We start from the raw sequence: 13,337 nt of genomic DNA, 5'->3' as shown, positions 1-13,337 counted from the left end.
CGGTGCCCCAAGGTGGCACTGCCTACCTTTGCCGCGCGGCGGGGCCGAGGGTCCTCCGCGCCGGAGCATGAGCGACGCGATCAAGCATGAATGCGGCATAGCGCTCATCCGCCTGCGCAAGCCGTTGGACCACTACCAGCAACGGCACGGCACCGCCCTTTACGGCCTCAACAAGCTGTATCTCCTGATGGAGAAGCAGCACAATCGCGGGCAGGACGGGGCTGGCATCGCCTCCATCAAGATCGATCCCGCACCGGGCCTCAACTACATCGATCGCGAGCGCAGCACGGACAAGCAGGCCATCCAGAAGATCTTCGGCACGGTCTATCGCGGCTATGCCGAGGCCCTGAAAGAGGACCCCGCCATGGCCACCGACCTCGCCCGGCTACGCGACCGGGTGCCCTTCCTGGGCGAGGTGCTGCTGGGCCATCTGCGCTACGCCACCTTCGGGCGCGACAGCCTGGAGAACTGCCACCCACGCCGCCGCCTCAACAACTGGATGACGCGCAACCTGGTGGTGGCCGGCAACTTCAACATGACCAACGTGGACGAGCTCTTCGACCTGCTCGTCTCCATCGGCCAGCATCCCAAGGAGCGCAGCGACACCATGACGGTGCTGGAAAAGATCGGCCACTTCCTGGATGTGGAGAACGACCGCCTCGCCGCGATGCACCGGCAGCTGGGCTACAACGAGCGGCAGATCACACAGGTGATCAGCGAGAAGCTCGATGTGCGCACCATCCTCACCAACAGCGCGGCCGACTTTGACGGGGGCTACGCGCTGGCGGGCCTCATCGGCCATGGCGACGCCTTCGTGCTGCGCGATCCTTCCGGCATACGCCCGGCCTACTGGTACGCCGATGAGGAAGTGGTGGTGGTGGCCAGCGAGCGCCCCGCCATCCAGACCGCCTTCAACCTGCCCACCGAAGCCGTGCAGGAAGTGCGGCCGGGCCATGCGCTCATCATCCGCAAGGACGGCTCCTACGCGGAGGAACAGATCAGGGAGCCGCTGTCCAAACGATCGTGCAGCTTCGAGCGCATCTACTTCAGCCGGGGCAGCGACCAGGACGTGTACCGCGAGCGCATCGCACTGGGCCGCAGCGTGTGCCCCGCGATCCTCGAGGTGGTGGAGCACGATCTGGAGCACACCGTCTTCAGCTTCATCCCCAACACCGCCGAGGTGGCCTGCTACGGCATGCTGAAGGAAATGGAGGACCGCCTCAACGCCCTGAAAGAACGGCGCATCCTGGAACTCGGCCCTTCGCCCGACCCGGCGAAACTGCGCGCCATCCTGGAGTTGCGCCCGCGACTGGAAAAGGTGGCCATCAAGGACGCCAAGTTGCGCACCTTCATCACCGCCGATGACGACCGCGACGACCTGGTGGCCCACGTGTACGACATCACCTACGGCACCGTGCGCGCCGGCGTGGACAGCCTGGTGGTGATCGACGACAGCATCGTGCGCGGCACCACCTTGAAACAGAGCATCCTGAAGATGCTGGACCGGCTGGGTCCGAAGCGCATCGTGGTGGTGAGCAGCGCGCCGCAGATCCGCTATCCGGATTGCTACGGCATCGACATGGCGAAGATGGGCGACCTCGCGGCCTTCCGGGCGGCCATCGCCTTGCTGAAGGAGACCAAGCAGGAGAACATCATCGATGACGTCTATGACCGCGCCTTGGCCATGGTGGGCCGTCCGCTGGCCGAACAGGAGAACGTGGTGAAGGACATCTACAGGCCCTTCACACCGGAGCGTGTCTCGGACAAGATGGCCGAGCTGCTCACGCCCCAGGGCATCAACGCGGAAGTGAAGCTCGTGTTCCAGAGCATCGAGGGCCTCCACGCCGCCTGCCCCGGCCATACGGGCGACTGGTACTTCACGGGCGACTACCCCACGCCCGGCGGCAATCGCGTGGTGAACCGCGCCTTCATCAACTACATGGAGGGGCGCAACGTACGCGCCTACTGACCGCGGCGATCAGCCCGGCAGGCGCACCACGCGCAGCCTCTTCAACACCTTTCTCGGGGCATCGATGCGCGCATCGCCATTCAGCACCACACGTCCGGACCTCACCTTGATGGCCGCTTTGTCCTCCAGCTTCAACAGGCTGCCGGGCATCAGGTGCACCTCCGATCCGTTGCGCAACTCCAATGTGCTTCCGCGCTTCAGCCACATGCGTGAACCGCTGGCCACTGTGAAGCGGGTGGGCTTGCTGTACCACAGTTGACCGCCGGCTCTCTCGGGCTTGTCCAGGCGGGTGGGCGTGCCTGAACGGTCCAGCACCAGGGTGCGGCCCGGTGCCAGCACCAGCGCATGGCCATCGTATCCGCGCAGCGGCGGCAGCACGATGCTGTCCGCGCACCAGCGCACGTCCTCCTCCAGCAGCGTATCGCCGCTGCGCACACGCACGGTGGCGTCGCCGTTCTCCGCCATCGCCAGCAGCTCCACGGAAATACCATTGAGGTGGATGACCCGCACATTGGGCGGCCCTCCCTGGTGCATGTCCGTGCCATGCGCGCCCACCAGCGTGAGCATATTGGCGCTGGAGGGGTTGGTGCCCATGCCCAGCTTGCGCTTGCCGTTCATGCGGAAGGCGTGCTCGGGCCGCCCGAAGAGCACGGCCTTGTCGAGCATGCGCCCTTGGTGGATGCGCGTACCCGGCACCCAATGATGGCCCCGTTGCAGCGCACCATCGCCATCACGGTCGTAGAGCGGCATCTCCTGCTCGTGGTTGCCGGTTAGCGGATTGGCCAGGCGATCGTCCAGGATATAGGGGCGCGCCTCACCGCCGAAGGGACAAGTGCCGCGGATGGTGTCGCCGCGCAGGTACAGGTCGAAGTTGCCGTTGGCGGGCAGAGGCCTCAGATAGTCGGCGTGGCCATCGTAGATGCTGGTGCCTTCCCTCTTCTCGCGGTCCACCTGCATCTGCATGAACAAGCCGGGTTCGATGGGGTCGATGCAGGGTCCGGCGTCCTCCCAATGGAAGCGGTCGGTTGGACTGCCATTGCGGTGGAAGCCCTGGTGGTTCTCGATCCACAGCCATTGCTGATGCAGTTCGTCGGCAAGGAAGGGCATGCGGATGCGGAGCGCGTCACCGGAGGGCACGAAGTCGCGCAGCACGAAGACGCCGGTGTCCCCATCAAGGGGATCGAGGTCGCCATCCACCTCGCGGCCCTGCGTATCGCGCGCACGGATGCGGTGGGTCGCACCCTCGGATTTCCAGTCGAGCCGGTCGCGGTCCCACGCGCTGCAGGTGAGCAGACTGCTGAAGGCCGCGCCCATCATGCTCCAGCCTCCTTGCAGGAAGGGAAAGAAGCTGAGGAACACCGCCGCGTTGCCGCCACCGCTGTGGAAGTTGTTACCGCCGAGCAGCAGATGGTTGTACTCGTGCTTGAGGATCTCGAAGGGCAGGGCGTTCATGCCCCCGAAGCGGCTTTGTGAATCGCTCTCGTGGCCGAACAGCTTGCCGGGACTGCCTGCGTCCACGCTGCCCTGGCCGTGCGTGAATGGGCTGTTGCGCAGGATCACCATCACATGGTCGTAGCTGTGCGGGTCGTCCGGCCCCTGTTCCTTGGGCTGGCCCGGTCTGCCACCACGCTTCCAAAGGTCGAAGTCGTCCACCCCCAGGCCATGGCGTGTGCGCAGCTCGCCGAACTTGTTGGCCTCTGTCACCACCAGCCGGTTGATGCCATGCTGCGCGGTGATGCCAGGGTATTCGCTCTGGCGAAGCTTCACCAGTCGGTCCATGTAGTCGCCCATCACCACGTAATTGCCCAATGAGATGTCATGGTAGTAGCGTGACACCATGGCCTGGGGAACCGGCATCGGATGGGGATCGAAAAGGTCGTCTCGCCAGGTGGGCAACTCCCCTTTCGGCCAGCGTTCGGTCGCCTGCGGCTGGGGGTCCTTGTCCGGCGTCAGGTCCCACTCGATCTCGGCGAAGAGCACCAGTACGCGTATGGTGCCGTGCGGCGATAGGTGCCAGCCGTGGCGGCTTTCCTGGTGGGGCCGGTAGGGTTGCGCGAACAGGGCCGATGCGGCCAGCAACAAGGGGAACAGGATCGCGGAACGCATCCGCCCGAAGGTAGCGCCTATGCCTTGGGCCGCTTGTACAGCGGCATCGCACATCAATGCTCGCCGTAGCTGTCACTCCGGGCTTGACCCGGAGTCGCGCGAGGCCTTTGGCCGTTTGTACAAGGGCACCGTGCTGCACGGCTCGCCGAACATCAGGCTCTTCACCACCGGCAGCAGCTTCATGCTCAGCTCCACATAGGCATTCAGCGGCACGGGCAGCTTGCTGCAGCCCTTCACCACTAAACGGGCATCGCGGTAGGGCTCCACATCCAGTTGTTGCACGAAGCGCGTGAAGATGGCATGCTCCAGCTGTTCCGCATCGCCTTGCGTGACGAAGGCCGCGTGCGGCTGCAGGTGCGTGGCCACCAGCATATAGGCCCAGGTCGGCACGATGGCATCGGCGCTGCAATTCACCGACATGAACTTGCCTTGGTATCGCGACCAATCATGCTCCTTGCAGAAGGTGCGCAGATCATCCTCCTTCAGTGCGATCTCCTGCCACAACAGCGGCTTCAGGTCGAAGACCACCCGCTCACCGGCCGGGTACAGCTCCTCCAAGTCGAGGGTGATGATCCCGCTCGAAGCGACCTTGTTGATGATGGGGCTGTTGTCGCTCATCACATGAACCCCAGTTCCAATTGCGCCGCCTCGCTCATCATCGTGCGGTCCCAGGGTGGCTCGAAGGTGATCTCCACCTTGGCGCTTGTCACGCCGGGCACACCGGCCACCTTCTGCTCCACCTCATTGGGCAGGCTTTCGGCCACGGGGCATGCGGGACTGGTCAAGGTCATCTTGATGCCCACATGCGCGTCGTCGCTGATGCTCACCTCATAGATCAGGCCCAGCTCGTAGATGTCCACGGGGATCTCCGGATCGTACACGCTCTTGAGCATGTCGATGACACGTTCTTCCAGGTGTTTCTTTTCTTCCGGGGTCATTGTGCGTATGGGAGAGGGCGCGCGTATACAGGAGGCAAGCACTGTCTTATGTACGATGTCTTATGCAACGCCGTCCGGCATAAGACATCGTACATAAGACAGTATCCACCATTGATCGAAGAGTTGACCTCGCTTCTCATGCCTCGGGTCCTTTACCGGAAAACGCCAATGCGTAACGCTTCATCTGATCGATCATCGCGCTCAGGCCGTTCGCACGGTTCGGGCTCAAGTGCGCGCGCAACCCGATCTTGTCGATGAACTCCGTGGACGCGCCGATGATCTCCTGCGGCGTGCGGTGGTTGAACACGCGCACCAGCAGGGCCACGATGCCCTTGGTGATCATGGCGTCGCTGTCGGCAGTGAAGTGGATGAGGCCGTTCTGAGGGGCGGCGTGAAGCCAAACCCGGCTCTGGCAACCGCGCACGAGGTTGTCGTCGGTCTTGTGCTCCGGCGCGATCAGCGGCAGGTCCTTGCCCAGCTCGATCAGGTGCTCATAGCGGTCCTGCCAGCCGCTGAACATGGCGAAATCGTCCACTAGTTCCTGCTGAGCTTGAGCCAATGTCATCGTGGTGCTCATCGCAGCATCTTCACTGCCTTCCTCGTCGCCGCCACCATCATCTCCACCTCCTCCACTGTGTTGAAACATGCGAAGCTCGCACGCGTCGTACCGCTCACGCCGAAGCGGTCCATCAATGGCTGCGTGCAATGGTGTCCTGTGCGCACGGCTATGCCCTGTTGGTCTAGCAGTGTGCCCAGGTCGTAGTGATGGACGCCGTCGATCACGAAGCTGATCACGCCCACTTTCTTCTGCGCCGTACCTATGATCCGCAGGCCATCGATGGTGAGCAGCTCCTTGGTGGCATGCTCCAACAACGTGTGCTCGTGCGCGGCCATGGCGGCCTTGTCGTAGTCCTCCATCCAGCGGATGGCCTCGCCCAAGCCGATGATGCCCGCGATGTTCGGCGTGCCCGCCTCGAACTTGAAGGGCAGCTTGGCATAGGTGGTCTTTTCGAAGGTGACCGTGTCGATCATCTCGCCACCACCCTGCCAGGGGGGCATGCGCTCCAGCAGCTCCTCGCGGCCGTAGAGCACGCCAATTCCAGTAGGACCGTATGCCTTGTGCCCGCTGAAGGCGTACAGGTCACAGCCAAGTTCCTGCACATCCACGTACAAGTGCGCGATCGCCTGCGCGCCATCCACCACGGTGATGATGCCGCGCTTCCTCGCCTCGGCGATCAAGTCCTTCACGGGATTGATCGTGCCCAGTGTATTGCTCACGTGGGAGATCGCAAGAATGCGGGTGCGATCAGAGAATTGGCCTATCAGATGATCAGATGATCCCAATTCCAGCTCTCCGCTATCGGTCACCGGTATCACCTTCAGCTTCGCCCCGTGCCGCTCGCAGGCCATCTGCCAGGGGACGATGTTCGCGTGGTGCTCCATGCCGCTGATCAGCACCTCGTCGCCCTTCTTAAGCAGCAACTGTCCCAGGCTGAATGCCGCCAGGTTGATGCCCGCCGTGGTGCCACTGGTGAAGATCACCTCGTGGGCGTGCTTGGCGTTGATGTGCCTGCGGATGGTCTCGCGCGCGGCCTCCTGCGCCTCAGTGGCCTTCGTGCTGAGCGTGTGCACGCCGCGGTGCACGTTGGCGTTGATCGTGGCGTAGTAGGCGCTCTCGGCCTTGATCACGCGACGCGGCTTCTGGCTGGTCGCGGCGTTGTCGAAGTACACGAGCGGTTTGCCGTGCACCAGCTCCTTCAGGATGGGGAACTGCGCGCGGATCTCCTCCACGTCGAACGCGTTGGTGACCGGTGCCGCTTTGGTGCTCACAATTGCGCGAGTTTGTTGTCGATCAACGCTGTCAACACCGCCTTCCACTCCTCGTTCTGTACGCGCTCCACCACCTCGGTGATGAAGGCATGGGCCATCAGCTTGCGCGCCTCGGCCTCGCTAACCCCGCGGCTGCGCAGGTAGAACAGGCCCTTCTCGTCCAGCCGGCCGATGGTGCACCCGTGGCTGCACTTCACGTCGTCGGCGTAGATCTCCAGTTCAGGCTTGGTGTACACCTTGGCATCATCGCCCAGCAGGATGTTGGCGTTGCTCTGGTAGGCGCGGGTGCGCTGAGCGTCCTGCTTCACGTAGACCTTGCCGTTGAACACGCTGGTGCCCTTGCCCGCCACGATGCCCTTGTAGAGCTCGTCGCTGGTGCAGTCCGGCACGTCGTGACCGATGTAGGTGTGGTTGTCGCAGTGCGTGGTGCCGTTCAGCAGGTACACGCCGTTCAGCTCGGCATGCGCCTCCGCGCCGGCCAGTGACACCTTCACCTCATTGCGGATCAGTGCGCCATCGAGTGTCGTGGTGCTGATGCTGAAGTGGCCTTTGGCCGCCACGCGTACGCCCTCGAAGCTGATGTTCGCCGGACCGTTGACCTCGTGCTGCAGCTTGTGGACCGTGAGGCGCGCACCTTCGCCCACCAAGCACTCGCGCACACTGTTGACGAAAGCCTCGGGCGTATCAAGGGCGATGTGCTCGATGATCACTTCGGCCTCGGCGCCTTCGTGGAGCATGAAGAGGTCACGCGGTTGTATCAGCTGGCGTGCTGACGTGGTGATGTGCAACACGTGGATCGAATGCTCCACCTTCACGCCCTTGGTCACCAGCAGGATCAGGCCGTCGATGGGAGCGGCGGAGTTCATGGCGGTGAAAAGGAGCTCGCTGGTGGGCGCCAGCGTGCCGTAATGCTCCTTCACCGGGCCGTGGGTGAGGTGGTGCTTCAGGCTGTCGATTACGATGCCTTTTTGATCCTTGAGATCATCGCTCAGGTCCGCGCGGAAATGGCCGTTCACGAAGACCACGCGGGTGGTATCGAAGGGAAGGCGGGCAGGCAGCGCCACGTTCACATCGCCCTTCGGTGCGGCATACGGCTGGTTGAACAGCTTGCCCACGCGGGTGTACTTCCACGCTTCGGTCTTGGTGGTGGGAACGGGAAGTGCGTGCACCTGGGCCAGGGCTTCGGCGCTGCCGGGCCAGGTGGAACCCTCTAGCAGTGGAAGCACGGTGGCCTTGGGGTCGGTGGCGGTCATCGTGCTCATCATGCGTGCTCCTTCACCCAATCGTAGCCCTTCGCCTCCAGTTCCAGTGCCAGTTCCTTCGGACCGCTCTTGATGATGCGGCCGTCGGCCATCACGTGCACCACGTCCGGCACGATGTGGTCCAGCAGGCGCTGGTAGTGCGTCACCACGATGAAGGCGTTGTCCTTGGATCGCAGCTTGTTCACGCCGCCGGCCACGATGCGCAGCGCGTCGATGTCCAGGCCGCTGTCGGTCTCGTCGAGGATGCCGAGCTTGGGTTCGAGCATCGCCATCTGGAAGATCTCGTTGCGCTTCTTCTCGCCGCCGCTGAAGCCCACGTTCAAATTGCGGCTCATCAGGTCGGCGTCCATCTCCACCAGCTTGGCGCGTTCGCGGACGAGCGTCAGGAAATCCTTGCCGCCGAGCTCCGCGAGACCGTTGGCCTTGCGGCATTCGTTCAGTGCCGTGCGCAGGAAGTTCATGTTGCTCACGCCAGGGATCTCCACCGGGTATTGGAAAGCGAGGAAGATGCCTTTCCAGGCGCGCTCTTCGAGTGCCAATTCCAGCAAGTCCTCACCGAGGTAGGTCACGGAGCCTTCTGTCACTTCATATTCCTCGCGGCCGGCCAGCACATTGGCCAGGGTGCTCTTGCCGCTCCCGTTGGGACCCATGACGGCGTGGACCTCGCCGGGCTTCACTTCCAGGGTCACGCCCTTGAGGATGTCCTTGCCCTCGATCCGGGCATGCAGGTCGTTGATCTTCAGCATGATGGCGGAATGTCTTCCAATTTGGAATCGTTCTAAACAAAGTGATTTGGCAAAGGTAGCCGCCGCGATCGGCCGCGCAAGGCATGGGAAGAACAGATCCTTCTCTGAGAGGTTCGGGGCGAAAGGCCGGGCATGCGCACCAGGTGCGGTCCAGGGTCACCTTCCGGTCCCTTCCCCGCCACCAGACCACATCGGTTTCAAGCCCTGACGGAAGGACCGCCTCGGTCGCCGGAGTTCTTCATCCCGTTGGTGAAGAACCAGCCGAAGCGCGCATTGAACCAAAACTCGAAACGTCCCAGGCGGCCGATGATGTAATGGATGGTGGTGCCCATGATGGGGACATAACCCCAAGGCTGTGCCGATCGGTATGCGCATCGCGGCCGGGATCGGGGAAAGGCGCATCGCGATCCATGCGCGGCGCGATCAGACCATCACACGCAACACCACCAGGCCATCCTCGTGCGAACGCTCCATGGATATGGGCACATGGCCCAAGCGCGCCAATTCCAGCAGGCCGGTTAGGCCGCCATGCTCATCCGGACTCCGGCCCAGCAGGAGGTCGCGATAGCGACGCTGTTTCTCGGTGGGCGACAAGCCTTCCAACTCATGCACCAAGGCCTGCAGCGCATCGGCCGCGGCATTGTCGAGGTGGAGTGCGAGGACGACCCCTATGCCTTCCGGTCGACGGAAGACGGCGAACATCGGCCGGGCATCATCCTGCACTTGCAGGAAAGACATACCGGCGAGGAAGGCCCTGCCAAGGTCCACACCACCCCTTCGGCCCGGGTCGAGGTCGAGGCCCAGCAAGGGCCGCATGGCGTCCTGCATGCCCGGCGCGATCCTGCCCATGCACAGCAGTAGGAGTCCTTCCACCGTGACGATGCGATACAGGATGTCCAATTGCGCCTCATTGGAGAAGCCCACGGCCTCCCCCCCCACCTGCACTTGCAGGGTGAAGTGGGCACGGCCACCATCCATTGGGGACAGACGATGCCGCAATCCGTGGCCTGAACGGCGCGCCATCTCGATCAGGCCCAGCCCCGCCCCGCCCCGTTCCGTGCGCTCCGTGCGCGCCAAGCTGCGCAGGAACAAATCCTTCAACTGTGCGCGATCCAATCCGCGCAATCGTGCCAGCCGTTGTTCAAGGTCGGCCAGGCCACCTTCGGCCATGGTGTTCATGGCCACCACCTCGTGCGCACCGCCGCGCGAGCGCAACATGAGGAGGGGTCGGCCGGCGTCCGATCCGACACCATGGCGGATGATGTTCTGAAAAGCCTCCACCAGCACGAAGGAGAGGCGGCCGCCTATCGCTCGTTCATCGTCCTGGTGCCGCACCTCGCGCCCCATGGCGATCAGTGCCGGGGACAGATCGTCGTGAAAGCGCCCACTGTAGAGGATCGTGGTACGATCGCCCGCCAGGGCGCCGAACAGGGTGTGCACCAGTTGAAGGTCCATCCCGGCGGGCCGTGACCAAAGATAGCCGCGATGACCCATCGCCATGGCCTGCGGCTAAATTCGCCCGCCGCCATGATCGACGAGTTACTGTTGGAGAAGACCCGCACGCATGTTCGGCGCTGGTTCGCGCGGCACATGCCTCCCGAGTTGGAATTCCACGATCTGGAACATACCCTCGGCGTGACACGCACCGCGGTGCAGATCGGGCAGGCGATGGGGCTCGGTGGACGGGATCTCGCGCTGTTGGAGGTCGCCGCGCTCTTCCACGATACCGGCTACGCGCGCGGCCGTGCGGACCATGAAGCACACAGTGCGGACATCGCCGAGCGCTTTCTTGAACGGCATGGCGCCTCCGCACGTGACCGGGCCAGGGTGCGCGCGTTGATCATGGCCACCCGCATGGGCCGGCGCCCGCGCGGACCGGCGCAAGAGGCGATCCGCGATGCGGATTCATCCAAGGCCGGGCAGGCGGACTTCATCGCCCGTAGCGAAAAGCTGCGCCGGGAGATCGAGCATGCCACCGGGGACAGCATCAGCCGCAAGACCTGGCGCGAGACCAACCTGGCCTATCTGCGCGCGCACCGCTTCCACACGGCCTATGCGCGCAAACGCTATGGCCGGCAAAAGGGCATCAACCTCACGGCCCTGCGCGCCACGAAGGATGCCGCCCTGAAACGCAAGACCCCTCCCACGCCCGACCGCTTCTTCGATCGCGACCTCAGCTGGCTGAGCTTCAACGACCGCGTGTTGCAGGAAGCGAAGGATCCCCGGGTGCCCCTGTTGGAGCGCCTAAAATTCCTGGCGATCTATTCCAGCAACCTCGATGAGTTCTACCGCGTGCGTGTGGCCTCGCTGCGCAGCCTCTCAGGGCTCACCAAGGCGGAGCGCACCGCGATGGAGGTGCCCACGGCCAAGCTCATTGCGCGGCTCAACCGCAAGGCGCTGAAGCAGCAGCAGGAGTTCGGTGCCTTGTACCGCGGCACACTCCTGCCGGCCCTGGAGCAGGAAGGGATCCGCATCCTGGCCCCGGAGCGGCTCTCCACCGAGCAGAAGCATTTCGTCCGCACCTACTTCCGCAAGCAGGTGGCTCCGCTGATCGACACCGCGGCGGTGCGTCCGGGCAACGCGCCCTTCATCGAGGACCGCAAGCTCTACTTCGTCTGTACGCTACGGCCCAAGGGGCGCACCAAGCCGCGCCATATCCTGGTGAACATCCCATCTGATGAACTTGGCAGATTCCTGCGGCTACCCTCCGCCAAAGGCGCCAACGATCTGATCTTCCTTGACGACGCGATGCGGATCTGCCTGGGCCGCATGTTCAGCGGGCACAAGGTGATCGCCTGCCATGCCATCAAACTCTCGCGCGACGCGGAACTCTATCTGGATGAGGAATTCGCGGGCAATGTGCAGGACAAAGTGCGCAAGAGCCTGCGCAAGCGGCGCACCGGGGTCCCCTCACGCTTCCTGCACGACCACGCCATGCCCAAGGGCACCCTGCGCGAGTTGCGTGCACTGCTTGGCTTGGCGAAGGAGGACCTGGTCAGCGGTGGCCGCTACCACAACTTCAGCGATCTGATGAAGCTGCCCATCACCGGGCATGCGGAACTGCGCGACAAACCATTGAGAGCCATCACCCATCCGGCCATGGCCGCACGCGGCGGGGCGTTCAAGGCGATCGGCAAGGGCGATGTGCTGATGCATTTCCCCTACCACGACTTCGGGGGACTGACGGACTGGTTGCGACAGGCGGCACGGGACCCGCTGGTGACACGCATCGCCATCACACTGTACCGCGTGGCCGAAGGATCGGCGGTTTGCGCGGCCCTGATGGACGCGCTGGAGCACGGCAAGTCAGTGACCGTTTTCGTGGAGGTGAAGGCGCGCTTCGATGAACGCTCCAATCTCTTCTGGGGTGAAACGCTGGAACGTGCCGGCGCGGAAGTGCTGTACGGCTCAGAACACTTGAAAGTGCACTGCAAGCTCTGCCTGGTGGAGCGCCGGGAGCAGGGCCGCCTACGCCGCTATGCCTACCTGGGTACGGGCAATTTCAACGAGCGCACGGCCACCATCTATTCGGATTCCGCATTGCTCACCGCGCGGCCGGCGATCGCGCGGGAAGTGGCCGAGGTCTTCGAGCACCTGCGCGACCGCCGCCGCCGCCCAGCATTGCGCCATCTGCTGATGGCCCCCGTGGGACTGCGCGGACGATTGGAGGCCATGGTCGACCGCGAAATTGAAGCCTCCCTGCGCGGCAAGCCATCGGGCATCCTGATCAAACTCAACAGCCTGGAGGACCGCGCCATGATCGCCAAACTCTACGATGCGGCGCGCGCTGGTGTGGAGGTGCGGCTGATCATTCGCGGCATATGCTGTCTGGTGCCGGGCAGCAGTGGCACTGGCGACCGCATCAAGGCCATCAGCATCGTGGACCGCTTTCTGGAGCACAGCCGGGTGTATGTGTTCCACAACCAGGGGGCGCCCACCGTACACCTCTCCTCGGCCGACCTGATGGGCCGGAACCTGGACCGCCGTATCGAAGTGGCCTTCCCCCTGCTGGATGACGAATTGAAGCGGGAGATCCTGGACATTCTGGAACTGCAATGGAAGGATCGCCAGAAGGCGCGGGTGATCGATGCGGCCCAAAGCAACCCCTATGTGCCTGTGACCGCCGGCGAACGGCAATTGCGATCACAGGAGGCCACCCACGCCTTCCTCCGGCACAAGGCCTTGATCGGTAGGCCGGGGTACAGCCGGAAAACAGGAACGCCGCGGACGTAATGCCCACGGCGTTCAACAAGATGGTGAAAGAGAGGGGAGGACCTTGCCCTACCTACCTAACAGAGACGAAGATCCCAAGCAGGTCTTGATCGTTCCAAAATCCGGCCCCCCCGCTCCCTTTCAAGATGTTCAAGAACAACGGCCTCAGCATCCTTCGGCCTTCGTAACACAAAGTTAACGGGGGCCTTTTCTGTGCATTGTTGGCTTAACAAAGATCAACAGCGGGGAAGGCCTCCTGTCGCTTGCATGTCCC

10 protein-coding genes are annotated in these 13,337 nt (G+C 63.5%); 2 read left to right on the top strand and 8 right to left on the bottom strand.

What is annotated here, in order from left to right; all coding sequences use genetic code 11:
* Positions 1-67: 67 nt before the first annotated feature.
* Positions 68-1,969 (top strand): class II glutamine amidotransferase, encoded by a 1,902-nt coding sequence (locus KIT10_11645; protein ID MCW5899910.1) that lies wholly within the window; start codon positions 68-70, stop codon positions 1,967-1,969.
* A 9-nt stretch (positions 1,970-1,978) separates the two neighbouring features.
* On the opposite strand, the gene KIT10_11640 is transcribed toward KIT10_11645, so the two are convergent.
* The 8 genes from KIT10_11640 to KIT10_11605 all read right to left on the bottom strand — a co-directional run bounded on the left by KIT10_11640 (position 1,979) and on the right by KIT10_11605 (position 10,291).
* On the bottom strand, positions 1,979-4,075 hold the full coding sequence (locus KIT10_11640) for a hypothetical protein (GenBank protein ID MCW5899909.1): 2,097 nt from the start codon (positions 4,073-4,075) through the stop codon (positions 1,979-1,981).
* A gap of 72 nt (positions 4,076-4,147) precedes the next feature.
* Positions 4,148-4,693: a DUF2480 family protein gene (locus KIT10_11635; protein MCW5899908.1), complete on the bottom strand. Its 546-nt coding sequence runs from the start codon at positions 4,691-4,693 to the stop codon at positions 4,148-4,150.
* Positions 4,693-5,013, bottom strand: coding sequence for an SUF system Fe-S cluster assembly protein (locus tag KIT10_11630; protein ID MCW5899907.1), 321 nt, complete (start codon positions 5,011-5,013; stop codon positions 4,693-4,695). Before KIT10_11630 ends, KIT10_11635 begins: the two co-directional genes overlap by 1 nt.
* 136 nt (positions 5,014-5,149) lie before the next feature.
* Positions 5,150-5,578: a SufE family protein gene (locus tag KIT10_11625; protein ID MCW5899906.1), complete on the bottom strand. Its 429-nt coding sequence runs from the start codon at positions 5,576-5,578 to the stop codon at positions 5,150-5,152.
* Between the two features lie 8 nt (positions 5,579-5,586).
* Positions 5,587-6,843, bottom strand: coding sequence for a cysteine desulfurase (locus KIT10_11620; protein MCW5899905.1), 1,257 nt, complete (start codon positions 6,841-6,843; stop codon positions 5,587-5,589).
* A complete protein-coding gene (gene sufD, locus KIT10_11615) occupies positions 6,840-8,096 on the bottom strand; it encodes a Fe-S cluster assembly protein SufD (protein MCW5899904.1) in 1,257 nt (418 codons plus the stop codon). Before sufD ends, KIT10_11620 begins: the two co-directional genes overlap by 4 nt.
* Before the next feature lie 8 nt (positions 8,097-8,104).
* Positions 8,105-8,851, bottom strand: coding sequence for a Fe-S cluster assembly ATPase SufC (gene sufC, locus KIT10_11610; protein MCW5899903.1), 747 nt, complete (start codon positions 8,849-8,851; stop codon positions 8,105-8,107).
* Positions 8,852-9,274: 423 nt separating this feature from the next.
* Entirely contained in the window at positions 9,275-10,291 is a 1,017-nt protein-coding gene (locus KIT10_11605; protein ID MCW5899902.1) for a hypothetical protein, read from the bottom strand.
* 87 nt (positions 10,292-10,378) lie between these two features.
* On the opposite strand from KIT10_11605, the gene ppk1 reads away from it, so the two are divergent.
* A complete protein-coding gene (ppk1, locus tag KIT10_11600) occupies positions 10,379-13,084 on the top strand; it encodes a polyphosphate kinase 1 (GenBank protein ID MCW5899901.1) in 2,706 nt (901 codons plus the stop codon).
* Positions 13,085-13,337: the final 253 nt, after the last annotated feature.

Source organism: Flavobacteriales bacterium (assembly GCA_026129465.1).
Lineage (GTDB): Bacteria > Bacteroidota > Bacteroidia > Flavobacteriales_F > PHOS-HE28 > PHOS-HE28.
The sequence above is the reverse complement of the archived record's forward strand: the minus strand, read 5'-3'. Positions and strand labels throughout refer to the sequence as shown.

What these genes read in the sequence shown, in the direction of transcription:
- KIT10_11625 (MCW5899906.1), bottom strand. Translation starts at nt 5,578, where the DNA reads ATGACATTGGCTCAAGCTCAGCAGGAACTAGTGGACGATTTCGCCATG.
- sufC (MCW5899903.1), bottom strand. Translation starts at nt 8,851, where the DNA reads ATGCTGAAGATCAACGACCTGCATGCCCGGATCGAGGGCAAGGACATC.
- KIT10_11640 (MCW5899909.1), bottom strand. Translation starts at nt 4,075, where the DNA reads ATGCGTTCCGCGATCCTGTTCCCCTTGTTGCTGGCCGCATCGGCCCTG.
- KIT10_11635 (MCW5899908.1), bottom strand. Translation starts at nt 4,693, where the DNA reads ATGAGCGACAACAGCCCCATCATCAACAAGGTCGCTTCGAGCGGGATC.
- sufD (MCW5899904.1), bottom strand. Translation starts at nt 8,096, where the DNA reads ATGACCGCCACCGACCCCAAGGCCACCGTGCTTCCACTGCTAGAGGGT.
- KIT10_11645 (MCW5899910.1), top strand. Translation starts at nt 68, where the DNA reads ATGAGCGACGCGATCAAGCATGAATGCGGCATAGCGCTCATCCGCCTG.
- ppk1 (MCW5899901.1), top strand. Translation starts at nt 10,379, where the DNA reads ATGATCGACGAGTTACTGTTGGAGAAGACCCGCACGCATGTTCGGCGC.
- KIT10_11630 (MCW5899907.1), bottom strand. Translation starts at nt 5,013, where the DNA reads ATGACCCCGGAAGAAAAGAAACACCTGGAAGAACGTGTCATCGACATG.